This is a genomic window from Pseudenterobacter timonensis, assembly GCF_900021175.1.
Lineage (GTDB): Bacteria > Pseudomonadota > Gammaproteobacteria > Enterobacterales > Enterobacteriaceae > Enterobacter > Enterobacter timonensis.
Genome location: NZ_FCOP01000013.1, coordinates 463528 through 487082, shown reverse-complemented (window position 1 = coordinate 487082; position 23555 = coordinate 463528). Strand labels below are relative to the sequence as shown.

The 23555-nt window shown below is 57.0% G+C and carries 21 protein-coding genes; 19 read left to right on the top strand and 2 right to left on the bottom strand.

Annotated features, from left to right (window positions below):
* The first annotated feature begins 273 nt into the window (after positions 1-273).
* From udk to asmA, 3 genes are all read left to right on the top strand, one after another.
* Positions 274-915 carry a uridine kinase gene (udk, locus tag BN3796_RS17730; RefSeq protein WP_061709673.1) on the top strand — a complete coding sequence of 214 codons (642 nt, stop codon included), beginning with the start codon at positions 274-276 and terminating at the stop codon, positions 913-915.
* A gap of 88 nt (positions 916-1003) precedes the next feature.
* On the top strand, positions 1004-1585 hold the full coding sequence (gene dcd / locus BN3796_RS17725) for a dCTP deaminase (protein WP_061709672.1): 582 nt from the start codon (positions 1004-1006) through the stop codon (positions 1583-1585).
* A gap of 27 nt (positions 1586-1612) precedes the next feature.
* Positions 1613-3460 (top strand): outer membrane assembly protein AsmA, encoded by a 1848-nt coding sequence (gene asmA / locus BN3796_RS17720; protein WP_061709671.1) that lies wholly within the window; start codon positions 1613-1615, stop codon positions 3458-3460.
* Positions 3461-3933: 473 nt separating this feature from the next.
* Here asmA and BN3796_RS17715 read toward each other — a convergent pair whose 3' ends face one another.
* Positions 3934-5517, bottom strand: coding sequence for a TerC family protein (locus BN3796_RS17715; protein ID WP_061709670.1), 1584 nt, complete (start codon positions 5515-5517; stop codon positions 3934-3936).
* A 688-nt stretch (positions 5518-6205) separates the two neighbouring features.
* Here BN3796_RS17715 and BN3796_RS17710 point away from each other — a divergent pair.
* The 3 genes from BN3796_RS17710 to wzc are packed head-to-tail and all read left to right on the top strand — an operon-like array spanning position 6206 to position 9957.
* Positions 6206-7342 carry a polysaccharide export protein gene (locus BN3796_RS17710; protein ID WP_061709669.1) on the top strand — a complete coding sequence of 379 codons (1137 nt, stop codon included), beginning with the start codon at positions 6206-6208 and terminating at the stop codon, positions 7340-7342.
* A gap of 6 nt (positions 7343-7348) precedes the next feature.
* The gene (wzb, locus tag BN3796_RS17705) at positions 7349-7792 is read left to right on the top strand and encodes a low molecular weight protein-tyrosine-phosphatase Wzb (RefSeq protein WP_061709668.1); all 444 of its coding nucleotides are present in this window, start codon (positions 7349-7351) and stop codon (positions 7790-7792) included.
* Positions 7793-7794: 2 nt separating this feature from the next.
* Positions 7795-9957 carry a tyrosine-protein kinase Wzc gene (gene wzc / locus BN3796_RS17700; RefSeq protein WP_061709667.1) on the top strand — a complete coding sequence of 721 codons (2163 nt, stop codon included), beginning with the start codon at positions 7795-7797 and terminating at the stop codon, positions 9955-9957.
* A gap of 11 nt (positions 9958-9968) precedes the next feature.
* On the opposite strand, the gene BN3796_RS20790 is transcribed toward wzc, so the two are convergent.
* The gene (locus BN3796_RS20790; protein ID WP_155848012.1) at positions 9969-10106 is read right to left on the bottom strand and encodes a hypothetical protein; all 138 of its coding nucleotides are present in this window, start codon (positions 10104-10106) and stop codon (positions 9969-9971) included.
* Positions 10107-10253: 147 nt separating this feature from the next.
* Here BN3796_RS20790 and wcaA point away from each other — a divergent pair, with 147 nt between their 5' ends.
* From wcaA to wcaJ, 13 genes are all read left to right on the top strand, one after another.
* Positions 10254-11096 (top strand): colanic acid biosynthesis glycosyltransferase WcaA, encoded by an 843-nt coding sequence (gene wcaA / locus BN3796_RS17695; RefSeq protein ID WP_061709666.1) that lies wholly within the window; start codon positions 10254-10256, stop codon positions 11094-11096.
* Between the two features lie 2 nt (positions 11097-11098).
* Entirely contained in the window at positions 11099-11587 is a 489-nt protein-coding gene (gene wcaB, locus BN3796_RS17690) for a colanic acid biosynthesis acetyltransferase WcaB (protein WP_148381826.1), read from the top strand.
* Positions 11584-12801 carry a colanic acid biosynthesis glycosyltransferase WcaC gene (gene wcaC, locus BN3796_RS17685; RefSeq protein WP_061709664.1) on the top strand — a complete coding sequence of 406 codons (1218 nt, stop codon included), beginning with the start codon at positions 11584-11586 and terminating at the stop codon, positions 12799-12801. The genes wcaB and wcaC overlap by 4 nt, the downstream gene beginning before the upstream one ends.
* On the top strand, positions 12776-13996 hold the full coding sequence (gene wcaD / locus BN3796_RS17680) for a colanic acid polymerase WcaD (RefSeq protein WP_061709663.1): 1221 nt from the start codon (positions 12776-12778) through the stop codon (positions 13994-13996). Before wcaC ends, wcaD begins: the two co-directional genes overlap by 26 nt.
* An 11-nt stretch (positions 13997-14007) precedes the next feature.
* On the top strand, positions 14008-14754 hold the full coding sequence (wcaE, locus tag BN3796_RS17675; RefSeq protein ID WP_061709662.1) for a colanic acid biosynthesis glycosyltransferase WcaE: 747 nt from the start codon (positions 14008-14010) through the stop codon (positions 14752-14754).
* A gap of 15 nt (positions 14755-14769) precedes the next feature.
* The gene (gene wcaF / locus BN3796_RS17670) at positions 14770-15318 is read left to right on the top strand and encodes a colanic acid biosynthesis acetyltransferase WcaF (protein WP_061709661.1); all 549 of its coding nucleotides are present in this window, start codon (positions 14770-14772) and stop codon (positions 15316-15318) included.
* A gap of 27 nt (positions 15319-15345) precedes the next feature.
* On the top strand, positions 15346-16467 hold the full coding sequence (gene gmd, locus BN3796_RS17665) for a GDP-mannose 4,6-dehydratase (protein WP_061709660.1): 1122 nt from the start codon (positions 15346-15348) through the stop codon (positions 16465-16467).
* A gap of 2 nt (positions 16468-16469) precedes the next feature.
* Positions 16470-17435, top strand: a complete 966-nt coding sequence (gene fcl, locus BN3796_RS17660) for a GDP-L-fucose synthase (protein ID WP_061709659.1) — start codon at positions 16470-16472, stop codon at positions 17433-17435.
* Between the two features lie 2 nt (positions 17436-17437).
* Positions 17438-17911 carry a GDP-mannose mannosyl hydrolase gene (locus BN3796_RS17655; RefSeq protein WP_061709658.1) on the top strand — a complete coding sequence of 158 codons (474 nt, stop codon included), beginning with the start codon at positions 17438-17440 and terminating at the stop codon, positions 17909-17911.
* Entirely contained in the window at positions 17908-19131 is a 1224-nt protein-coding gene (gene wcaI, locus BN3796_RS17650; protein WP_061709657.1) for a colanic acid biosynthesis fucosyltransferase WcaI, read from the top strand. Before BN3796_RS17655 ends, wcaI begins: the two co-directional genes overlap by 4 nt.
* A gap of 3 nt (positions 19132-19134) precedes the next feature.
* A complete protein-coding gene (gene cpsB, locus BN3796_RS17645) occupies positions 19135-20571 on the top strand; it encodes a mannose-1-phosphate guanyltransferase (protein WP_061709656.1) in 1437 nt (478 codons plus the stop codon).
* Between the two features lie 110 nt (positions 20572-20681).
* Complete coding sequence (cpsG, locus tag BN3796_RS17640; RefSeq protein WP_061709655.1) at positions 20682-22052, top strand: colanic acid biosynthesis phosphomannomutase CpsG; 1371 nt, start codon at positions 20682-20684, stop codon at positions 22050-22052.
* 107 nt (positions 22053-22159) lie between these two features.
* Positions 22160-23554: an undecaprenyl-phosphate glucose phosphotransferase gene (gene wcaJ, locus BN3796_RS17635; RefSeq protein WP_061709654.1), complete on the top strand. Its 1395-nt coding sequence runs from the start codon at positions 22160-22162 to the stop codon at positions 23552-23554.
* Position 23555 lies beyond the last annotated feature (1 nt).

Genomic DNA, 23555 nt, shown 5'->3' with positions numbered 1-23555 from the left:
GATTATGCTAGTACAAACAATTTACAATTCCTATGCTGACTGCTCATAATTTGACACCATAAAGTTATTAATTAGTTAGCGCAGGGAAATTTTACGGTTAATGGTGGAAAGTTGAGCGGGAAAATTTCGCTCAGGGAAAATAGCCCGCTGGAAGCGGTCTCGCATTACCTGCGCATTCGACTGGTATCAGGCAGACGAAATCCCTATAATTGCCGCGTTTGACGCCGAGGCGTCTCCCTTTCTTCACTCCAGGTTAATCAGGTCGCTAAATTTATGACTGATAAGTCTCATCAGTGCGTCATTATAGGCATTGCCGGCGCATCCGCTTCAGGTAAAAGTCTTATTGCCAGTACGCTCTACCGCGAACTGCGCGAACAGGTTGGTGATGAGCACATCGGCGTAATTCCCGAAGACAGCTACTATAAAGACCAATCCCATCTTTCGATGGAAGAACGCGTTAAAACCAACTACGACCATCCTAACGCGATGGATCACAGCCTGCTGTTCCAGCATCTGGAAGCGCTAAAGAGCGGCAAAGCGATTGAACTGCCGGTTTACAGCTACGTTGAACATACCCGTACGCAAGAAACCGTGCGCATTGAGCCGAAAAAAGTCATTATTCTGGAAGGGATCCTGCTGCTCACCGACGCCCGCCTCAGGGAGTCGATGCACTTCTCCATTTTCGTGGATACGCCGCTCGACATCTGCCTGATGCGCCGTATCAAGCGCGACGTCAACGAGCGCGGCCGCTCTATGGATTCGGTGATGGCGCAGTACCAGAAAACGGTACGTCCGATGTTCCTGCAATTTATCGAACCGTCCAAACAGTATGCCGACATTATCGTGCCGCGCGGGGGGAAAAACCGCATCGCTATCGATATCCTGAAGGCGAAGATCAGTCAGTTTTTTGAATAAACCGCCCGAATTGTGTACCGTTCAAAGGTAACCGTTTGCCCTGCGCGCCTCCTGCAGCAGGGCATGATGCACGAAAGGAGAAAGTGCCATGCGTCTTTGTGACCGAGATATAGAAGCCTGGCTGGATGAAGGCCGCCTCTCTATTACGCCGCGGCCTCCCGTGGAGCGTATTAACGGCGTCACCGTTGACGTGCGTCTGGGGAACAAATTCCGTACCTTTAGCGGCCACACCGCGCCGTTTATCGATCTGAGCGGACCGAAAGACGAAGTCAGCGCCGCGCTGGATCGGGTGATGAGCGACGAAATCGTGATTGAGGATGGCGACGCCTTTTATCTCCATCCGGGCGAGCTGGCGCTGGCGGTCACCTTTGAGTCGGTGACCCTGCCTGCCGATCTGGTGGGCTGGCTCGACGGGCGCTCCTCCCTGGCGCGCCTGGGGCTAATGGTTCACGTCACCGCTCACCGTATCGATCCGGGCTGGTCAGGCCGTATCGTGCTGGAGTTCTTTAATGCGGGTAAACTGCCGCTGGCGCTGCGACCGGGCATGATGATCGGCGCGCTCAGCTTTGAGCCGCTGACCGGCCCGGCAGAACGACCTTATAATCGCCGCCAGGATGCGAAATATCGCGATCAGCAGGGTGCGGTGGCCAGCCGTATTGATAAAGACTGAGCGTAAGGCCGGTCCACTGAGGATGCCATGAGAAGAGTTCTGACAACGCTGATGATCTTGCTGGTGGTGCTGGTTGCTGGCCTTTCCGCGTTGGTGCTGCTGGTTAACCCGAACGATTTTCGCGCCTATATGGTGCGTCAGGTCGAAGCGCGCAGCGGGTATGAACTGAAGCTGGAAGGGCCGCTGCGCTGGCATGTCTGGCCGCAGCTCAGCATTCTTTCCGGTCGGATGTCGTTAACCGCCCCTGGGGCCTCGGCGCCGCTGGTGAGCGCCGACAACATGCGGCTGGACGTTGCGCTCTGGCCGCTGTTGTCGCATCAGCTCCAGGTGCAGCAGGTAATGCTCAAAGGGGCGGTGATTCAGCTGACACCGCAGACCGAGGCCGTTCGCGACAAGACCGCGCCGGTGGTGCCGCACGAGAACACCCTGCCGGATGCGCCTGAGGATGCGGGCTGGTCTTTTGATATCGGCAGCCTGAAGGTGGCTGATAGCCTGCTGGTCTTTCAGCATGAGGATGACGAGCAGGTGACGGTGCGCAACATCAACCTGCAAATGGACCAGGATGAACGTCACCGGGCCGCGGTGGAGTTTTCCGGGCGGGTGAACCGCAACCAGCGCGACATGAACATCACCATGAAGGCGAACGTCGACGCCTCCGATTATCCGCACCGGCTGACGGCAGATATCCAGCAGCTTGGCTGGACCCTTTCCGGCGCGGATCTGCCTGCGCAGGGGATTACCGGACAGGGAACGCTGCAGGCGGTCTGGCTTGAAGAGCAGAAGCAGCTTCAGCTCAACAATCTGCAGCTCCAGGCCAACGACAGCAAGCTGCAGGGGCAGGCGAACGTTATTCTTGACGAGGCGCCGAAGTGGGTCTTTGACCTGCAGTTTGACAAGCTCAACCTCGAAAATCTGCTCGCGCCGCAGGGCGATGCTGCCCCGCAGAGCAGAGCGGCGCAGACGGGGCAGGCGGCGAGACAGACGCGCCCGGTCATCTCCTCGGCGGTTGACCAGCCGGAATATAACGGTCTGCGCGGCTTTACCGCCGACATCAGGCTGAAGGCCAACAGCTTGCGCTGGCGCGGGATGGACTTTACCCAGGTCAACGCGCAGATGCTGAACCATGAGGGGCTGTTAACCATCACCGAGCTGAGCGGTCAGCTGGGCGACGGACGCCTTTCGCTGCCGGGCTCGCTGGATGTGCGCAAAGAGACCGCCAAAGCGGAGTTTCAGCCGCGGCTGGATAACGTTGAGATTGGCACTATCCTGAAGGCATTTAACTACCCTATCTCCCTGACCGGTCACCTGACGATGGCGGGGGATTTCTCCGGTAGCCGGATTGACGCCGACGCTTTCCGCCGCAGCTGGCAGGGGCAGGCGAAGGTCTCGCTAACCGGCACCCGCATGGAGGGGCTTAACTTCCAGCAACTGGTGCAGCAGGCGGTGGAGCGCAGCACCAGCGTCAAGGGGAGCGAGAGCTTTGATAACGCGACGCGTCTGGATCGCTTTACCAGCGATCTGACCCTCGACGATGGGCAGCTGACGCTGAACGCGATGGAAGGGGAGTCGTCCATGCTCGCGCTGACCGGCAGCGGTACGCTGGATCTGGTGCAGGAGAGCGCCGACACACACTTTAACGTGCGGGTGCTCGACGGCTGGGAAGGCGAAGGGAAGCTAGTGGATTTCCTGAAGGAGACGCCGATTCCCCTGCGCGTCTACGGCAAATGGCAGGCGCTGAACTACAACCTGCAGGTGGACCAGGTGCTGCGTAAACAGCTTCAGGGCGAGGCGAAGCGTCGTCTCAACGACTGGGCGGATAAGAACAAAGATTCGCAGAATGGCAAGGATGTGAAGAAGTTTTTGGATAAGCTTTAAGTCTGATTGCCCCTCACCCCGACCCTCTCCCCATAGGGGAGAGGGGAAAAGAGTGCCAGAGTTTTACGACCTGAGGGAAAAGCGAGTCGTGTCATATCTCCAGACAGCGCACCGGACAGTCCCCTCTCCCCAGAGGGGAGAGGGGGAAAGAGTGCCAGAGTTTTACGCCCTGAAGGGTAAAGCGAGCCGTGCCATATCTTCAAACAGCGCACCGGACAGTTCCCTCTCCCCTTTGGGGAGAGGGGGAACGAGTGCCAGAGTTTTACGACCTGAAGGGAAAAGCGAGTCGTGCCATATCTTCAAACAGCGCGCCGGACAGTCCCCTCTCCCCAAAGGGGAAATAGTGCCAGAGTTTTACGCCCTGAAGGGAAAAGCGAGTCGTGCCATATCTCCAGACAGTGCACCGGACAATCCCCTCTCCCCTTTGGGGAGAGGGTTAGGGTGAGGGGAAACCCGCCCAACCTACCGCTTCCCTACACCTCGTAATCCAGCGTCTCCTCTTTATGCAACGGAATCAACTGCACCTTCTGGACGCGGTGGCTCTCCACCTGCAGGGTTTTCAGCAGGTAGTCGCCCACCGTCACCTCTTCGCCCGGCTTCGGTATACGCTGCAGATACTCCATCAGCAGGCCCGCGATGGTGTGATATTCACGGCGTTCATCCAGCGGCAGCGGGACAAACTGCACCAGATCCTCCAGCGGCATATGCCCGTTGGCGGTCCAGGAGCCATCGGCGTTTTTCTGTATATCGTGCCGCGCGTCAATCTCATCCACTTCGTTGGGCAGATTCCCGGCGATGGTCTCCATGACGTCGCTGAGCGTCACCAGCCCTTCAACGGAACCAAATTCGTCCACCACAAAAGCGAAGTGGGTGCGGGCATTACGGAACTGCTCCAGCGCAGAGAGCAGCGGCAGTCCTTCAGGGAAAACCAGCGGCTGGCGCACCAGCACCTGTAGATCAAGCGGCTCGCCGCGAAGCTGCTGGTCAAGCAGATCGATAATATGCACCACGCCCACCATATCGTCAGACTCCTCGCCGCCGGTCACCACGATGCGGGTATGCTGGTTTTTGTCCAGCAGGGCGCGCACCTGCGCTTCTGGCGCGTTCAGGTCGATATGCTCAATGTCGTGACGCGAGGTCATAATGCTGCTGACGGTGCGCTGGTTCAGGTTCAGCACCCGCTCGATCATCAGCCGCTCCTGGCTGTTAAATATCTGGCTATCGTCATGATCGGCCAGCAGAGAGGCGGACTGGGCATCCAGCTCCGCATCCTCTTTCCTGCCGCTTAAGAGGCGCATCACCGTTTCGGCGGTGCGCTGGCGCAGCGTCTGGTTTGCCGAAAGGAAGCGGCGGCGATTAAAGATCGCCAGCTGGTTCAGCGCTTCGATTATCACCGAGAAGCCAATCGCGGCGTACAGGTAGCCCTTCGGAATATGAAAGCCAAATCCCTCCGCCACCAGGCTAAAGCCGATCATCAGCAGGAAACTGAGACAGAGGATCACGATAGTGGGATGGCTGTTGACAAAGCGCGTCAGCGACTTGCTCGCCATCACCATCAGGGAGATAGCGATAATCACCGCAGCCATCATGACCGCCAGATGATCCACCATCCCGACGGCGGTTATCACGGAATCGAGCGAAAAGACCGCGTCCAGCACCACGATTTGCGCCACCACGGCCCAGAACTTTGCCCCCCGGCGCTGGGTCGGGTTTTCGCTGTCTTTCCCCTCCAGCCGTTCGTTAAGCTCCACCGTTGCTTTAAACAGCAGGAAAAACCCGCCGATGAGCATAATCAGATCGCGGGCGCTAAAGCTCAGGCCGCGCACGGTGAAGAGGGGCGTCGTTAGCGTTACCAGCCAGGAGATCGAGGCGAGCAGCAGCAGGCGCATCCCCATCGCCAGCAGCAGCCCCGTTACCCGGGCGCGGTCGCGCTGGGCCGGAGGAAGCTTTTCGGCGAGGATAGCAATAAAGACGAGGTTATCGATACCGAGCACTAACTCGATGACGACAAGCGTCACCAGCCCGGCCCAGATTGATGGATCGGCAATCCATTCCATAGCGTAAGCAATACCTTCTGTTATATGACTAATGTCACACTTTGATCATGGATAAAGCTGGAGCAAATTTCAATGCCAGCCCGGAATTTCTCTTGCAGAACATAATAATAATAGCTGGTCAAATAACCTTATTATTTCCAGGTGGTATCATCATCATTAAAAAGAATGACGCGGATAAATTTCACAGAGCTGTTTTCTTTCCGGTTAATTGTCAATATAAAGAAAATCCTAAAACCAAAGAAATTTGCTCTTAATATTATTCTTAAAAGCAAAACTTCGGACAGTTGTCTCCTTGCCTGCTATTAGGTTAGCTGCAACAATTCTTCCAGCATCAAATGTTAAAACTTTTTGCTGCTATTTTTCATCTGGCCAACAGGGCTGAAATTCTTTCTCAGCCGGGCAATTAATTTGCCTGATATAAACCTGCGCGGCCATGTCTGAGAGGGTGTTTATCCATAAGATATTGTTAAGACAGTGGATTGGTAACTGAAAGCCAAGGGCGGTAGCGTGCCTGAAAGCGTGAGAATCAGCCTCGATTATTCTGTCAATAGCCAATGGATGAATAAGCATTTTTTAGGACTGATGCCAGTTATATTTCAAAAAGATTAACTGCATCGTGAATCTCTTCTGCAAGTACGCTTATTTAAATTGCACAGGATAATTACTCTGCCAAAGTGATAAATAATCAATGATGAAATCCAAAATGAAATTGATGCCATTATTGGTGTCTGTGACCTTGATGAGTGGTTGCACGGTCTTTCCCGGCAGCAATATGTCAACCATCGGCAAAGATGTGATAAAGCAACAGGATGCGGATTTCGACCTTGACCGCATGGTGAATGTCTATCCCTTAACCCCGCGCCTCGTCGAACAATTACGGCCTCGTCCTAACGTTGCGCAGCCGAATGTGTCGCTGGATCAGGAGATCTCCACCTATCAGTACCGCGTTGGGCCGGGTGATGTGATTAACGTTACCGTGTGGGATCACCCGGAGCTGACGACGCCAGCCGGTCAGTACCGTAGCTCAAGTGATACCGGCAACTGGGTCCAGCCGGACGGCACCATGTTCTACCCCTATGTCGGCAAAGTCCGCGTCGTAGGCAAGACTCTGGCGGAAATTCGTAGTGATATTACCGGCCGTTTAGCGCAGTACATCGCTGACCCGCAGGTGGACGTTAATATCGCCGCGTTCCGCTCGCAGAAAGCCTATATCTCCGGCCAGGTGAATAAATCGGGCCAGCAGGCGATCACCAACGTGCCGCTGACGGTGCTGGATGCGATTAACGCCGCGGGCGGCCTGACGGAAGATGCCGACTGGCGCAACGTGGTGCTCACCCATGACGGAAAAGAGGAGCGTATTTCGCTACAGGCGCTGATGCAAAACGGCGATCTGAGCCAGAACCGCCTGCTCTACCCGGGCGACATTCTCTACGTGCCGCGTAATGACGATCTGAAAGTGTTCGTGATGGGCGAGGTGAAAAAGCAGAGCACGCTCAAGATGGACTTCAGCGGCATGACGCTCACCGAAGCGCTGGGCAACGCCGAAGGTATCGATCTGACCTCCTCCAACGCCAGCGGCATCTTTGTTATCCGTCCGCTGAAAGGCAAGGGGACCGACGGCAAGATCGCCAATATCTACCAGCTTGATATGTCCGACGCGACCTCGCTGGTGATGGCGACCGAGTTCCGCCTGCAGCCTTACGACGTGGTTTATGTCACCACCGCACCGGTTGCCCGCTGGAACCGTCTGATCAACCAGTTGCTGCCAACCATCAGTGGCGTTCGCTACATGACGGACACGGCAAGCGACCTTCACACCTGGTAATGCGCGATGTTTAACAAAATTCTGGTGGTCTGTGTGGGGAATATTTGCCGTTCCCCTACGGCAGAAAGACTGCTCAAACAGTATCTGCCCGCTCTGACGGTGGAATCCGCCGGGCTGGGAGCACTGGTGGGCAAATGTGCCGACCAGCGGGCGACGGAGGTTGCCACCGCGCACGACCTCTCGCTGGACGGGCATTGCGCCCGTCAGATAACCGCCCGCCTGTGCCGCGAATATGATCTGATCCTCACGATGGAAAAACGCCATATCCACGCGCTCTGTGAGATTGCTCCCGAGATGCGCGGCAAGGTGATGCTGTTTGGTCACTGGGATAACGAATGTGAGATCCCCGATCCCTATCGCAAAAGCCGCGAGGCGTTTGAAGCGGTTTACACCTTACTCGATCGGTCTGCCCAACAGTGGGCGCAGGCACTGAAAGCTCAGCAGGGATAACAATGACAGAAAAGACAAAACCTTCTGCCGCCCCGATGTCGGGCAGTGATGAAATTGATATCGGCCGCCTGATTGGCACCGTCGTCGAGGCTAAATGGTGGGTGCTGGGCATTACCGCCCTGTTTGCGGTCTGCGCCTTCATCTATACCCTTTTCGCCACGCCAATCTACAGCGCCGACGCGCTGGTGCAGATTGAACAGGATACCGGTAATTCGCTGGTGCAGGATATCGGCTCGGCGCTTTCCAATAAGCCGCCCGCATCGGAAGCAGAAATACAGCTGATTCAGTCGCGTCTGGTGCTGGGCAAAACCGTTGACGATCTCGACCTCGATATCTCCGTGACCAAAAATACCTTCCCGATTTTCGGGGCGGGCTGGGATCGGCTGATGGGCCGTCAGAACGACACGGTGAAGGTCACCACCTTTAACCTGCCGAAAGGCTCGGGCGACACGGTCTTTACCCTGACGGTGCTGGGGCCGAAACAGTATCAGCTCACCAGCGACGCCGGGTTTGACGCCCGCGGCGAGGTAGGTCAGCCGCTGCGTAAAGCGGGCGTGGAGATGATGGTCAGCGCCATTCACGCGCAGGAAGGGAGCGAGTTTACCGTCACTAAGTTCTCCACCCTGGGGATGATCAACAACCTGCAAAACAACCTGACCGTAACGGAAAACGGCAAAGATACCGGCGTGCTGAGCCTCACCTTTACCGGTGAAGACCGGGATCAGATCCGCGACATCCTCAACAGCATTACCCGCAACTACCTTGAGCAGAACGTGGCGCGCAAGTCGGAAGAGGCGGGCAAAAGCCTGGCTTTTCTCGCGAAGCAGCTGCCGGAAGTGCGCGCGCATCTGGATGACGCCGAGAACAAGCTGAACGCCTACCGTCAGGATAAGGATTCGGTGGATCTGCCGCTGGAGGCCAAATCGGTGCTCGACTCGATGGTCAACATCGACACCCAGCTCAACGAGCTGACCTTTAAAGAGGCGGAGATCTCCAAACTCTATACCAAACGCCACCCGGCTTACCGCACCCTGATGGAAAAACGCCAGGCGCTGGAGGAGGAGAAGGCGAAGCTGAACAACCGCGTGACCGCGATGCCGAAGACCCAGCAGGAGATCCTGCGGTTGACCCGCGACGTGGAGTCGGGCCAGCAGGTCTATATGCAGCTGCTGAATAAACAGCAGGAGCTGAAGATCACCGAAGCGAGCACCGTAGGCGACGTACGTATCGTCGACCCGGCTATCGCCCAGCCGGGCGTGCTGAAGCCGAAGAAAATGCTGATTATTTTGGGCAGCATTATTCTCGGCCTGATGCTCTCTATTGTGGGCGTACTGTTGCGATCGCTCTTTAACCGCGGTATCGAAAGCCCGCAGGCGCTGGAAGAGCATGGCATCAGCGTTTATGCCAGCATCCCGCTCTCTGAGTGGCAAAAATCGCGTGACAGCGTCAAGACCATCAAAGGGGTCAAACGCTACAAGCAGAGCCAGCTGCTGGCGGTGGGTAATCCGACCGACCTGGCGATCGAGGCGATTCGCAGCCTGCGCACCAGCCTCCACTTCGCCATGATGCAGGCTAAGAACAATGTGCTGATGATGACCGGGGTCAGCCCCTCCATCGGTAAAACCTTTGTCTGCGCCAACCTTGCTGCGGTGATAAGCCAGACCAACAAGCGGGTGCTGCTCATCGACTGCGATATGCGCAAAGGCTACACCCACGAGCTGCTGGGGACCAACAACGTCAACGGCCTCTCTGAGATCCTGCTGGGCAAAGGAGAGATTGCCCAGTGCGCTAAGCCGACCTCCATCACCAACTTTGACCTCGTGCCGCGCGGCCAGGTGCCGCCGAACCCGTCAGAGCTGCTGATGAGCCAACGCTTCACCCAGCTGGTGGAGTGGGCCAGTAAAAACTACGACCTGGTACTGATCGATACCCCGCCGATCCTGGCGGTGACCGATGCGGCGATTGTCGGCCGTCATGCGGGCACCACCCTGATGGTGGCGCGTTACGCGGTCAACACGCTTAAAGAGGTGGAGACCAGCCTCAACCGCTTCGAGCAGAACGGCATCGAGGTGAAAGGGGTGATCCTTAACTCCATCTTCCGCCGCGCGACCGGGTACCAGGATTACGGGTATTACGAGTACGAATATAAGTCTGACAGTAAGTAAATTATTTCCCCTCACCCTAACCCTCTCCCCAAAGGGGAGAGGGGACGGTCCGGCGCGGTTTCACCCTCTATCCACAGGGAGAGGGGACGGTCCGGCGCGGTTTCATCCTCTTCCCGCAGGGAGGAGGGGACGGTCCGGCGCGGTTTCACCCTCGCCCCAAAGGGGAGAGGGGACAATCCGGCGCGGTTTTCACCCTCTGCCCAAAGGGGAGAGGGGACAGTCCGGCGCGGTTTTCACCCTCTCCCCTCTGGGGAGAGGGCTGGGGTGAGGGGCAAAACAGCCATTCGGGGAAAAAAATGACCACACAACGGCCTTTAATTTCTGTCTATATGCCAACATGGAACCGGCAGCAGCTGGCGATCCGCGCGATTAAATCCGTGCTGCGCCAGGACTACGATAACTGGGAATTGATCATCGTGGACGACTGCTCCTCTTCTTATGAGCAGCTGGCGCAGTTTGTCGCCGGGCTGAACGATCCGCGCGTGAGCTATACCCGTAACGCCATTAACTCTGGCGCCTGCGCGGTACGTAATCAGGCCATTATGCAGGCGCGGGGGGAGTATCTTACCGGCATCGATGATGATGATGAGTGGACGCCAAACCGCCTGTCGGTCTTTCTCTCGCACCAGGCGCAACTGGTCACCCACGCCTTTTTATACGCCAACGACTATGTCTGCCAGGGGGAGGTCTACTCCCAGCCGGCGAGCCTGCCGCTTTACCCCAAGTCGCCGTACTCCCGTCGGCTTTTCTACAAGCGCAACATCATCGGCAACCAGGTCTTTACCTGGGCCTGGCGCTTTAAGGAGTGTCTGTTCGACACCGAGCTGAAGGCGGCGCAGGACTACGACATCTTCCTGCGGATGGTGGTGGAGTATGGCGAGCCGTGGAAGGTGGAAGAGGCGACGCAGATCCTGCACATCAACCACGGGGAGATGCAGATCACCTCGTCGCCGAAGAAGTTTTCCGGCTATTTCCATTTTTACCGCAAGCACAAGGACAAATTCGACCGGGCGAGCCGCAAGTATCAGCTCTTTACCCTCTACCAGATCCGCAACAAGCGCATGAACTGGCGCACGCTGGTCACGCTCTTTTCGGTACGTAACACCAAGCGTCTGGCTGACGGGCTGCGGGGGAAATAATGCTGCTGGAAGATTGTCGCGCAAACAGCTGGAGCCTGCGCCCGTGCTGCATGGTTCTGGCCTACCGGATCGCGCATTTTTGCTCCGTCTGGCGCAAAAAAAACGTACTGAATAATCTCTGGGCCGCGCCGGTGCTGGTGCTCTACCGCCTGATAACCGAGTGTCTTTTTGGCTATGAGATCCAGGCCGCCGCCACCATTGGCCGCCGCTTCACCATCCATCACGGTTACGCCGTGGTGATCAATAAATGCGTGGTGGCCGGGGATGATTTTACCATCCGTCACGGCGTCACCATTGGCAACCGCGGGCCGGAGAGTCTGGCCTGCCCGGTGATTGGCAACAACGTCGAGCTGGGCGCAAACGTGGTGATGATTGGCGATATCACGGTAGGCAATAACGTCACCGTGGGGGCAGGAAGCGTGGTGCTGGACAGCATTCCCGATAACGCGCTGGTGGTGGGGGAAAAGGCCCGCGTGAAGGTGATCAAATGAATATTCTGCAATTTAACGTCCGCCTCGCAGAGGGCGGCGCGGCAGGCGTGGCGCTGGATCTGCACCAGCGGGCGCTGCAAAAAGGGTTGTCGTCGCGTTTTGTTTACGGCTACGGCAAGGGTGGCAAAAAAAGCGTCAGCCATGATAACTATCCGCAGGTGATTAAACAGACGCCGCGCCTGACCTCTATGGCCAATATTGCGCTGTTCCGTCTCTTCAACCGCGATCTGTTCGGCAACCTGAAAAATCTCTGTCGCACCGTCACCCGCAGCGCCGGGCCGGTGGTGCTGCACTTTCACGTGCTGCACAGCTACTGGTTAAACCTGGAAGAGGTGGTGGCGTTCTGTAAAAAGGTGAAAGCCCTTAAGCCGGAGACCACTTTCGTCTGGACCCTGCACGACCACTGGAGCGTCACCGGACGCTGCGCTTTTACCGACGGCTGCGAAGGGTGGAAAACGGAGTGCCGGAAGTGCCCGACGCTCGATAACTATCCGCCGGTTAAGGTGGACAGGGCGCATAGCCTTGTGGCGGGCAAGCGCCAGCTCTTTCGCGAGATGCTCGCCCTGGGCTGCCATTTTATCTCCCCCAGCCAGCATGTGGCCGATGCGTTTAACAGCCTCTACGGAGCCGGGTGCTGCCACATCATCAATAATGGTATCGACGTGGCGACGGAAGCGATCCTTGCCGAGCTGACGCCGGTGACTGAGCCCGCAGGCAGGCCGAAAATCGCCGTGGTCGCGCACGATTTGCGCTACGACGGTAAAACCAACCAGCAGCTGGTGCGCGACATGATGGCGCTCGGCGAGCAAATTGAGTTGCACACCTTCGGCAAATTCTCTCCGTTTGAGGGGCCGAACGTGGTGAACCACGGCTTTGAAACCGATAAGCGCAAGCTGATGAGCGCCCTTAACGGGATGGACGCGCTGGTCTTTAGCTCCCGGGTGGATAACTATCCGCTGATTCTGTGCGAGGCGCTCTCCATCGGCGTGCCGGTGCTCGCCACCCACAGCGACGCGGCGCGGGAAGTGCTGGAAAAATCCGGGGGCGAAACGTTCAACGAGCAGCAGGTGCTGGCGCTGGTGCAACTGCCGAAGGCCGAGATCGCGCAGGCCGTATTTGGCACCAGCCTGGAATCGTTCCGCAGCCGCAGCCGCCGGGCCTATAGCGGTCAACAGATGCTGGAGGAGTATGTCTCGTTCTATCAGAATCTGTAGTTATCTGCTGCTGCCGCTTATCTACCTGCTGGTCAACGTCAAACTGGCACAGCTGGGCGAAAGCTTCCCGATAACTATTGTGACCTTCCTGCCGGTGCTGCTTCTGCTCTATGTGGATAAGATCAGCGTTAAAAAACTGATGATTGCGCTGGGCATGGGGGCAGGGCTGACGGCGTTTAACTATGTGTTTGGTCTCTCGCTGGACGCCAGCAAGTATGTTACCTCCACCATGCTCTTCGTCTATATCGTGATCATTATTGGCATGGTATGGAGTATTCGTTTTAAAACTATATCGCCACACAATTATAAGAAAATCCTTAGGTTCTTTTATATTGTGGTTGCGTTAATTGTCATGCTGGCCGCGATGGAAATGGCGCAAATTATTTTGACCGGCGGCAGCAGCCTGATGGAGACAATTTCGAAATATCTGATTTACAGTAACAGCTATGTTCTGAATTTCATTAAGTTCGGCGGAAAACGTACCACCGCGCTCTATTTCGAACCGGCATTTTTTGCTCTGGCGTTAATCTCAATTTGGCTCAGCATCAAACAGTTTGGTATCAAAACGCCGAAGACAGATGCTATGATTCTTGCAGGAATCGTTCTGTCAGGTTCGTTTTCAGGAGTAATGACATTTATCCTGTTTTATCTTCTGGAGTGGGCTTTTCAGTATCTGAACCGGGAGGCTATTAAGAAAAAGCTGCCGCTGGCGATTATCTCATTAACCCTGTTTTTAGTGGGCGTAATTTTTGCGTTTCCTTATATTGCCGAGCGTCTCGGTGATTTAGGAACGGAAGGCTCGTCATCCTATTATCGTATTATCGGGCCGCTGGCAATGGTGGGTCACTCTTTAACCCATGTTGATGGTGTAGTCAGATTTGGCTCACTTTATGAATATGTCGCATCATTCGGAATCTTTAACGGTGCGGATGTGGGTAAAACAATAGACAATGGACTGTATCTGCTCATTATTTATTTTTCCTGGTTCGCTGTGATATTGACCCTGTGGTACATGTTTAAAGTGGTCAAAATGATGATCAACGCGTTTGGTGATAATCAGAATTTTCGCGTTCAGCTTTATCTTTTTACGCCGGTGTCGCTGTTTTTTACCGGTTCAATATTTAGCCCGGAATATGCGTTCTTAATTGTATGTCCGTTTATTTTGCGCAAGGCGCTTAATATTACGAACAGATGACGAGGTGATTTATGTTTCTTAGCGTCATTACTGTCGCCTTTCGTAACTACGAAGGGGTGGTAAAAACCTGGCGCTCGCTGCGCCATCTGGCACGCGATCCCAGCCTCACGTTTGAATGGATCGTAGTGGATGGCGGCTCCGACGACGGTACGGCGGAATTTCTCGAAAAACTGAACGGGGAGTTCAACTTACGTTATATCAGCGAAAAGGACAGAGGCATCTACGACGCCATGAATAAAGGGATCGACATGGCCCAGGGGCGCTATGCCATCTTCCTCAATTCCGGGGATGTGTTTCATGAAGATGTGGCGCTGTTTGCCCGTAAGCTGTCGCGCCAGAAGGAAGAGGCGATGGTTACCGGCGATGCGCTGCTCGATTTCGGTAATGGTCATAAGGTGAGCCGTAACGCCAAGCCCGGTTGGTATATTTACCACAGCCTGCCGGCGAGCCATCAGGCTATTTTCTTTCCGACCGCCGGGCTTAAGAAACACCCTTACGATCTGCAGTTTAAGGTGTCGTCCGATTATGCGCTGGCGGCCAGTCTCTATAAAGCGGGTTATCCGTTTCGCCGAATTAAAGGGCTGGTTTCTGAATTTTCCATGGGCGGCGTGTCAACTTCCAATAATCTGGAATTATGTCAGGATGCCCGCAAAGTCCAGCGCCAGATTTTGCGTGTGCCAGGATTCTGGGCGGAATTATCCTATTTATTTCGCCTGAAAACGACCGGTAAAACGAAAGCCTTATATAACAAAGCCTGAATATAAGGACGCATTATGCAGCAGCTTGATGGATTTTCCGTGCCGAAAGGTTTTCGCGGCGCCAGTGGAATTAAAGTACAAATCTGGTGGGCGGTACAGGCTACATTATTCGCCTGGTCGCCACAGGTGCTCTATCGCTGGCGGGCTTTTCTGTTACGTTTGTTCGGCGCAAAAATCGGAAAAAACGTAGTGATTCGCCCGTCGGTAAAAATTACCTACCCCTGGAAATTAACTCTCGGGGATTACGCCTGGGTGGGGGATGACGCGGTGTTATATACCCTCGGGGAAATTACCATTGGCGCCCATGCCGTGGTGTCGCAGAAATGTTATCTCTGCACCGGCAGTCACGATTTTATGAGCCAGCATTTTGATATTAACGCCACCCCTATTGTGATTGGCGAAAAATGCTGGCTGGCGACAGATGTTTTTGTGGCGCCTGGCGTCACGATTGGCGACGGCACCGTAGTAGGCGCCCGCAGCAGCGTTTTTAAGTCGCTACCGGCAAATAAGATTTGCCGTGGCAATCCCGCAGTGGTGATACGCGAACGCGTAGAAGCTGAATAAATTTGATAAGTACAGAGGAATATAAACATGTCTAAAGTCGCTCTCATCACCGGCGTTACCGGGCAGGATGGTTCTTACCTGGCAGAGCTCCTGCTAGAGAAAGGGTATGAAGTGCACGGTATCAAGCGTCGTGCCTCGTCGTTCAACACCGAGCGCGTGGATCACATCTACCAGGATCCGCATGCCGCTAACCCGAAATTTCATCTGCACTACGGCGATCTGACCGATACCTCGAACCTGACCCGTATCCTGCAGGAAGTGCAGCCGGATGAGGTCTATAACCTGGGGGCGATGAGCCACGTTGCGGTCTCCTTCGAATCGCCGGAATATACCGCCGACGTTGACGCCATGGGTACCCTGCGCCTGCTGGAGGCGATTCGCTTCCTGGGTCTTGAAAAGAAAACCCGCTTCTACCAGGCCTCCACCTCAGAGCTGTACGGTCTGGTGCAGGAGATCCCGCAGAAAGAGACTACGCCGTTCTACCCGCGCTCTCCGTACGCTGTGGCCAAACTCTACGCCTACTGGATCACCGTTAACTACCGTGAATCCTACGGCATGTACGCCTGTAACGGCATCCTCTTTAACCACGAATCCCCGCGTCGCGGCGAAACCTTCGTGACCCGCAAAATCACCCGCGCGATCGCCAACATCGCTCAGGGCCTGGAGAAAACCCTTCACCTCGGCAACATGGACTCCCTGCGCGACTGGGGCCACGCCAAAGACTACGTGAAGATGCAGTGGATGATGCTGCAGCAGGAGCAGCCGGAAGATTTCGTTATCGCCACCGGCGTGCAGTACTCCGTGCGTCAGTTTGTAGAGATGGCGGCGGCTCAGCTCGGCATTAAGCTGCGCTTTGAAGGCACCGGCGTAGAAGAGAAGGGCATTGTTGTCTCCGTGACCGGTCATGACGCCCCGGGCGTACAGCCAGGCGACGTGATTGTGGAAGTCGACCCGCGTTACTTCCGTCCTGCGGAAGTGGAAACCCTGCTGGGCGACCCGACCAAAGCGCACGAAAAACTGGGCTGGAAGCCGGAAACCACGCTGCAGGAGATGGTCTCTGAGATGGTCGCCAAGGATCTCGAAGCGGCGAAGAAACACTCCCTGCTCAAGTCTCACGGCTATGAGGTCGCCATCGCGCTGGAGTCTTAAGAATGAGCAAACAACGTATCTTTGTTGCCGGCCATCGCGGAATGGTCGGCTCCGCGATTGTACGCCAGCTCGAACAGCGCGGCGATGTGGAGCTGGTGCTGCGCACCCGTGACGAACTGAATCTGCTGAACAGCCGCGCGGTAGAAGCGTTTTTCGCCAGCGAGCGCATCGATCAGGTCTATCTGGCGGCGGCGAAGGTGGGTGGCATTGTCGCTAACAACACTTATCCGGCGGATTTCATCTACGAGAACATGATGATCGAGAGCAACATCATTCACGCCGCGCATCTGCACAACGTGAATAAGCTGCTCTTTCTCGGCTCCTCGTGCATCTACCCGAAGCTGGCCAAACAGCCGATCGCGGAAAGCGAGCTGCTGCAGGGAACTCTGGAGGCGACCAACGAGCCGTACGCCATCGCCAAAATTGCCGGGATCAAGCTGTGCGAGTCCTATAACCGCCAGTATGGTCGCGACTACCGTTCGGTGATGCCTACCAATCTCTACGGGCCGCACGACAATTTCCACCCGAGCAACTCCCATGTGATCCCGGCGCTGCTGCGTCGCTTCCACGAGGCGACCGCCGACAACGCCGCGGACGTGGTGGTCTGGGGCAGCGGTACGCCGATGCGTGAGTTTCTGCATGTGGATGATATGGCTGCGGCCAGTATTCACGTGATGGAGCTGGACCGTGAGGTGTGGCAGGAGAATACCGAGCCGATGCTGTCGCACATCAACGTCGGCACCGGCGTGGACTGCACCATTCGCGAGCTGGCGCAGACTATCGCGAAAGTGGTGGGCTATAAAGGCCGCGTGGTCTTTGACGCCACCAAACCGGACGGCACGCCGCGCAAGCTGCTGGATGTCACCCGTCTGCATCAGCTTGGCTGGTATCACGAGGTCTCGCTTGAGCAGGGGCTGGCAAGCACATACCAGTGGTTCCTGGAAAACCAGCACCGCTTCCGGGGGTAACCATGTTTTTAAGTCAGGAAGATTTTGCCACGGTAGTACGCTCGACCCCGCTGATCTCCATCGATTTGATCGTGGAGAACGAACGGGGCGAGTACCTGCTCGGTAAACGCACCAACCGTCCTGCGCAGGGCTTCTGGTTTGTGCCGGGCGGACGCGTACAAAAGGATGAGACGCTTGCCGATGCGTTCGCGCGCCTCACCGGAGCGGAGCTGGGGCTGAGCCTGCCGCTTACGGCAGGGCAGTTTTACGGCGTCTGGCAGCACTTCTATGACGATAACTTTTCCGGCACCGGGTTCACCACCCACTACGTGGTGCTTGGTTTTCGCCTGAAGGTCAGCCAGGCCGACCTGCGTCTGCCCGACGCTCAGCATGACGATTACCGCTGGCTGACGCCCGCCGCGCTGCTGGCGAGCGACAATGTCCATGACAACAGCCGCGCCTATTTTCTCTCTGAGCGTCAGGCGGTGGGGTTATGAAGATACTGGTGTATGGCATTAACTACTCGCCGGAGCTTACTGGGATCGGCAAATACACCGGCGAAATGGTGGAGTGGATGGCAAGCCAGGGGCACGAGGTGCGGGTCATTACGGCCCCGCCTTACTACCCGGAATGGAAGGTGGGCGAGCGCTATTCCAGCTGGCGCTACCGCCGGGAAGAGGGCAACGCCACCGTCTGGCGCTGCCCGCTTTATGTGCCGAAACAGCCTTCAACGCTGAAACGTTTAATTCATCTTGGCAGCTTCGCCCTCAGCAGCTTTTTCCCGCTGATGGCGCAGCGCCGCTGGAAGCCGGACCGCATTATCGGCGTGGTGCCGACGCTCTTTTGCACGCCGGGAATACGTCTGCTCGGCAAACTTTCCGGCGCCCGCACCCTGCTGCACATCCAGGATTATGAAGTGGACGCCATGCTCGGTCTGGGTATGGCGGGGAAAGGCAAGGGCGGCAAAGTCGCGAAGCTCGCCGGCGCCTTTGAGCGCAGCGGCCTGCATAACGTCGACTATGTCTCCACCATCTCCCGCTCGATGATGAATAAAGCGCAGGAGAAGGGGGTAGCGGCGGAAAAGGTGATCTTTTTCCCCAACTGGTCTGAAGTGGCGCGCTTTCGTGACGTGGCCGCCAGCGACGTGTCGGCGCTACGCACCAAGCTGGGGCTGCCCGCCTCGCAAAAAATCATCCTCTATTCGGGGAACATCGGGGAAAAGCAGGGGCTGGAAAACGTCATCGAGGCGGCCACCCAGCTTCGCAACCACGACTGGATGTTTGTCATTGTCGGGCAGGGGGGCGGTAAGGCGCGACTGGAGAAGATGGTGGCTGAACGCCGTCTGACCAATGTGAAATTTTTCCCGCTTCAGCCCTACGAGACGCTGCCCGTCCTGCTGAAGATGGGCGACTGCCATCTGGTGGTCCAGAAACGCGGCGCGGCGGATGCGGTTCTGCCTTCCAAATTGACCAATATTCTGGCCGTGGGCGGTAACGCGGTGATCACCGCCGAGCCTGAGACGGAATTAGGCCAGCTCTGCCAGAACTGGCCGGGTATTGGCGTCTGCGTCGAGCCGGAATCGGTATCGGCGCTGGTCGCGGGCATTGAACAGGCGCTTGCCATGCCAAAGGAGAACACGGTGGCACGTGAGTATGCCGAACGCACGCTCGAGAAAGAGAATGTGCTTAGCCAATTTATTGCAGATATACGGGGATGAATCATGAGTCATAGCAAACTTTTTCCGGTCGTGATGGCTGGCGGCTCTGGCAGCCGGTTGTGGCCGCTCTCCCGCGTGCTCTATCCCAAACAGTTCCTCTGCCTGAAAGGGGATCTCACCATGCTGCAAACGACGGTCTGCCGTCTGAACGGCGTGGAGTGTGAAAGCCCGGTGGTGATCTGTAACGAACAGCACCGCTTTATCGTTGCCGAGCAGCTGCGCCAGCTCAACAAACTCACGGAAAATATCATTCTGGAGCCTGCCGGACGTAACACCGCCCCGGCCATCGCCCTCGCGGCGCTGGCGGCGAAACGGGCCAGCCCGCAGAGCGATCCCCTGATGCTGGTGCTGGCGGCGGATCATGTCATCCAGCAGGAAGAGGCTTTCCGTGACGCGGTCCATGCCGCCATTCCTTATGCCGAGAGCGGCAAGCTGGTCACCTTCGGCATCGTGCCGGATCTGCCGGAAACCGGCTACGGCTATATTCGCCGCGGCGAAGTAACTCCGGGCGAGGGCGACAGCGTCGCCTTCGACGTGGCGCAGTTTGTGGAAAAACCGAATCTGGAGACCGCCCAGGCCTACGTGGCGAGCGGCGAATACTACTGGAACAGCGGCATGTTCCTCTTCCGCGCCGGACGCTATCTGGAGGAGCTGAAGAAATATCGCCCCGATATCCTCAGCGCCTGTGAAAAGGCGATGAGCACCGTCGACCCGGATCTCGACTTTATCCGCGTGGATGAGGAGGCGTTCCTCGCCTGTCCGGAAGAGTCCATCGACTACGCGGTGATGGAGCGTACGGCGGATGCGGTGGTGGTGCCGATGGATGCCGGCTGGAGCGACGTCGGCTCCTGGTCCTCCCTGTGGGAGATCAGCGCCCATACGCCCGAGGGCAACGTGCATCACGGGGATGTTATCAGCCACAAAACGGAAAACAGCTACGTCTACGCGGAATCGGGGCTGGTGACCACCGTCGGGGTAAAGGATCTGGTGGTGGTGCAGACCAAAGACGCGGTGCTGATCGCCGATCGCAACGCCGTGCAGGACGTCAAAAAAGTGGTGGAGCAGATTAAGGCTGATGGCCGCCACGAGCACCACATCCACCGGGAGGTCTACCGCCCGTGGGGGAAATATGACTCCATCGACGCCGGCGACCGTTATCAGGTGAAACGCATCACCGTGAAGCCGGGCGAGGGGTTGTCGGTGCAGATGCATCACCACCGCGCCGAACACTGGGTGGTAGTGGCGGGGACCGCCAGAGTGACCATCGACGGCGAGGTGAAGCTGCTGGGCGAGAATGAGTCCATCTACATTCCGCTGGGGGCGACCCACTGCCTGGAAAACCCCGGCAAAATTCCGCTCGACCTGATCGAGGTGCGCTCCGGCTCCTATCTGGAAGAGGACGATATCGTCCGCTTCGAGGATCGCTACGGGCGGGTGTAGCACTCCGAATCATGCCCGGTGGCGCTGCGCTGACCGGGCCTGCGAATGACAAAAAATAAATTTGGCCATTAAGTGGCAGGGCTAACTGTTGCCTGAAGAAGGGTAAAAACATGACAAAATTAACCTGTTTCAAAGCCTACGATATCCGCGGCAGACTGGGCGAAGAGCTGAACGAAGAGATTGCGTGGCGCATTGGCCGCGCCTACGGCGAATATTTAAAGCCGAAAACCATCGTGCTGGGCGGCGACGTGCGCCTCACCAGCGAATCCCTCAAGCTGGCGCTGGCGAAAGGGCTGCAGGACGCGGGCGTGGATGTGCTTGATATTGGCCTTTCCGGCACCGAAGAGATTTACTTTGCCACCTTCCATCTGGGCGTGGACGGCGGTATCGAAGTGACCGCCAGCCATAACCCGATGGACTACAACGGCATGAAGCTGGTGCGCAGGGGCGCGCGTCCCATCAGCGGCGACACCGGCCTGCGCGACGTGCAGCGCCTGGCGGAAGCCAACGACTTCCCGCCGGTGAACGAGGCGACACGCGGCAGCTACACCCGCATCGACCCGCGCAGCGACTATATCGACCACCTGCTCGGCTATATCAACGTGGCGAACCTCAAACCCCTGAAGCTGGTCATTAACTCCGGCAACGGCGCGGCGGGCCCGGTGGTGGATGCGCTGGAAGCACGCTTTAAGGCGCTGAAGGTGCCGGTGACCTTTATCAAGGTGCACAACACCCCGGACGGCAGCTTCCCGAACGGCATTCCCAACCCGCTGCTGCCGGAGTGTCGCGACGACACCCGTAACGCGGTCATCGAACACGGCGCCGATATGGGTATCGCCTTTGACGGCGACTTTGACCGCTGCTTCCTCTTCGATGAAAAAGGGCAGTTCATCGAGGGCTACTACATCGTCGGTCTGCTGGCGCAGGCGTTCCTGGAGAAAAATCCGGGGGCGAAAATCATCCATGACCCGCGCCTCTCCTGGAACACGGTTGATGTGGTGACAGCGGCAGGCGGCACGCCGGTGATGTCGAAAACCGGGCATGCGTTTATCAAGGAGCGCATGCGCGAAGAGGATGCCATCTACGGCGGCGAGATGAGCGCCCACCACTATTTCCGCGACTTCGCCTACTGCGACAGCGGCATGATCCCGTGGCTGCTGGTGACCGAGCTGCTCTGCGTGAAGGGGAAAACCCTGGGCGAACTGGTGGCGGACCGGATGGCGGCCTATCCGGCGAGCGGGGAGATCAACAGCAAGCTCGCGGCTCCCGCAGAGGCGATTGCCCGGGTGGAGCACCACTTCGCCCTGCACGCGCTGGAGATCGACCGCACCGACGGCATCAGCATGACCTTCCCCCAGTGGCGTTTCAACCTGCGCTCCTCCAACACCGAGCCGGTGGTGCGCCTGAACGTGGAGTCCCGCGGCGATGTGTCGCTCATGGAAGCGCGAACGAAGGACATTCTGGCGCTGTTGAATCAGTAACGTTTACCCCTCACCCCGGCCCTCTCCCTACAGGAGAGGGTGTCAAAGTTCCCTCTCCCCTCTGGAGAGAGGGTTAGGGTGAGGGGAATAATAAAACAGGAACAACGATGACAAATCTAAAAAAGCGCGAGCGAGCCAAAACGAATGCATCGTTAATCTCTATGGTGCAGCGTTTTTCTGATATCACCATCATGTTCGGTGGACTATGGGTGGTGTGTCAGGTCAGCGGGCTGCCGTTCTTATATATGCACCTGCTGATGGCACTCCTCACGCTGGTGGTGTTCCAGATGCTGGGCGGGATGACCGATTTTTATCGCTCCTGGCGCGGCGTTAAAATCTCGACTGAACTGCTGCTGCTGTTACAGAACTGGACCTTAAGCCTGATCTTTAGCGCCGGGCTGATGGCGTTTAATAACGACTTTGATAATCCTTTTATCACCTGGTTTAGCTGGTATCTGCTGACCAGCGTGGGAATGGTGGTCTGCCGCTCCCTGATTCGTTTTGGCGCGGGCTGGCTGCGCAATCGTGGCTATAACACGCGCCGCGTGGCGGTGGCGGGCGATCTGCCGGTCGGCGGCGTTCTGCTGGAGAGCTTCCGTAAGGAGCCATGGCTGGGCTACGAGGTGGTAGGGATTTACCATGACGCCAAACCTGGCGGCGTAACGGCGGACTGGGCGGGGAATTACGAACAGCTCGTCGAGGATGCCAAAGCCGGGAAGATCCATAACGTCTATATCGCCATGTCAATGCGCGACGAAGCCTGCATCAGAAAGCTGGTGCGCGAGCTGGCGGATACCACCTGTTCCGTGATCCTGATCCCCGATGTCTTTACCTTTAATATCCTGCACTCGCGCGTGGAAGAAGTGAACGGCGTGCCGGTGGTGCCGCTCTACGACACGCCGCTGTCGGGCACTAACCGCGTACTGAAGCGTATCGAAGATATCGTTCTCTCTTCGCTCATCCTGCTGCTCATCTCCCCGGTTCTCTGCTGCATTGCGCTGGCGGTAAAACTGAGTTCGCCGGGCCCGGTCATCTTCCGCCAGACCCGCTACGGTATGGACGGCAAGCCGATTATGGTGTGGAAGTTCCGTTCCATGAAGGTGATGGAGAACGACAAGGTCGTGACCCAGGCGACGCAGAACGATCCCCGCGTAACCCGGGTGGGGAACTTCCTGCGCCGCACCTCCCTTGACGAGCTGCCGCAGTTTATCAACGTGCTGACCGGCGGAATGTCTATCGTCGGGCCGCGCCCGCACGCGGTGGCGCATAACGAGCAGTATCGCGCCCTGATTGAAGGTTACATGCTGCGCCACAAGGTGAAGCCGGGCATTACCGGCTGGGCGCAGATCAACGGCTGGCGCGGGGAGACCGACACCCTGGAGAAAATGGAAAAACGCATTGAGTTCGATCTGGAGTACATCCGCGAGTGGAGCGTCTGGTTCGATATCAAGATCGTCTTTCTGACCATTTTCAAAGGCTTCGTCAATAAAGCGGCGTACTAAG

Coding starts and splice junctions, on each gene's coding strand:
- udk (WP_061709673.1), top strand. CDS start 274: ATGACTGATAAGTCTCATCAGTGCGTCATTATAGGCATTGCCGGCGCA.
- dcd (WP_061709672.1), top strand. CDS start 1,004: ATGCGTCTTTGTGACCGAGATATAGAAGCCTGGCTGGATGAAGGCCGC.
- asmA (WP_061709671.1), top strand. CDS start 1,613: ATGAGAAGAGTTCTGACAACGCTGATGATCTTGCTGGTGGTGCTGGTT.
- BN3796_RS17715 (WP_061709670.1), bottom strand. CDS start 5,517: ATGGAATGGATTGCCGATCCATCAATCTGGGCCGGGCTGGTGACGCTT.
- BN3796_RS17710 (WP_061709669.1), top strand. CDS start 6,206: ATGATGAAATCCAAAATGAAATTGATGCCATTATTGGTGTCTGTGACC.
- wzb (WP_061709668.1), top strand. CDS start 7,349: ATGTTTAACAAAATTCTGGTGGTCTGTGTGGGGAATATTTGCCGTTCC.
- wzc (WP_061709667.1), top strand. CDS start 7,795: ATGACAGAAAAGACAAAACCTTCTGCCGCCCCGATGTCGGGCAGTGAT.
- wcaA (WP_061709666.1), top strand. CDS start 10,254: ATGACCACACAACGGCCTTTAATTTCTGTCTATATGCCAACATGGAAC.
- wcaC (WP_061709664.1), top strand. CDS start 11,584: ATGAATATTCTGCAATTTAACGTCCGCCTCGCAGAGGGCGGCGCGGCA.
- wcaD (WP_061709663.1), top strand. CDS start 12,776: ATGTCTCGTTCTATCAGAATCTGTAGTTATCTGCTGCTGCCGCTTATC.
- wcaE (WP_061709662.1), top strand. CDS start 14,008: ATGTTTCTTAGCGTCATTACTGTCGCCTTTCGTAACTACGAAGGGGTG.
- wcaF (WP_061709661.1), top strand. CDS start 14,770: ATGCAGCAGCTTGATGGATTTTCCGTGCCGAAAGGTTTTCGCGGCGCC.
- gmd (WP_061709660.1), top strand. CDS start 15,346: ATGTCTAAAGTCGCTCTCATCACCGGCGTTACCGGGCAGGATGGTTCT.
- fcl (WP_061709659.1), top strand. CDS start 16,470: ATGAGCAAACAACGTATCTTTGTTGCCGGCCATCGCGGAATGGTCGGC.
- BN3796_RS17655 (WP_061709658.1), top strand. CDS start 17,438: ATGTTTTTAAGTCAGGAAGATTTTGCCACGGTAGTACGCTCGACCCCG.
- wcaI (WP_061709657.1), top strand. CDS start 17,908: ATGAAGATACTGGTGTATGGCATTAACTACTCGCCGGAGCTTACTGGG.
- cpsB (WP_061709656.1), top strand. CDS start 19,135: ATGAGTCATAGCAAACTTTTTCCGGTCGTGATGGCTGGCGGCTCTGGC.
- cpsG (WP_061709655.1), top strand. CDS start 20,682: ATGACAAAATTAACCTGTTTCAAAGCCTACGATATCCGCGGCAGACTG.
- wcaJ (WP_061709654.1), top strand. CDS start 22,160: ATGACAAATCTAAAAAAGCGCGAGCGAGCCAAAACGAATGCATCGTTA.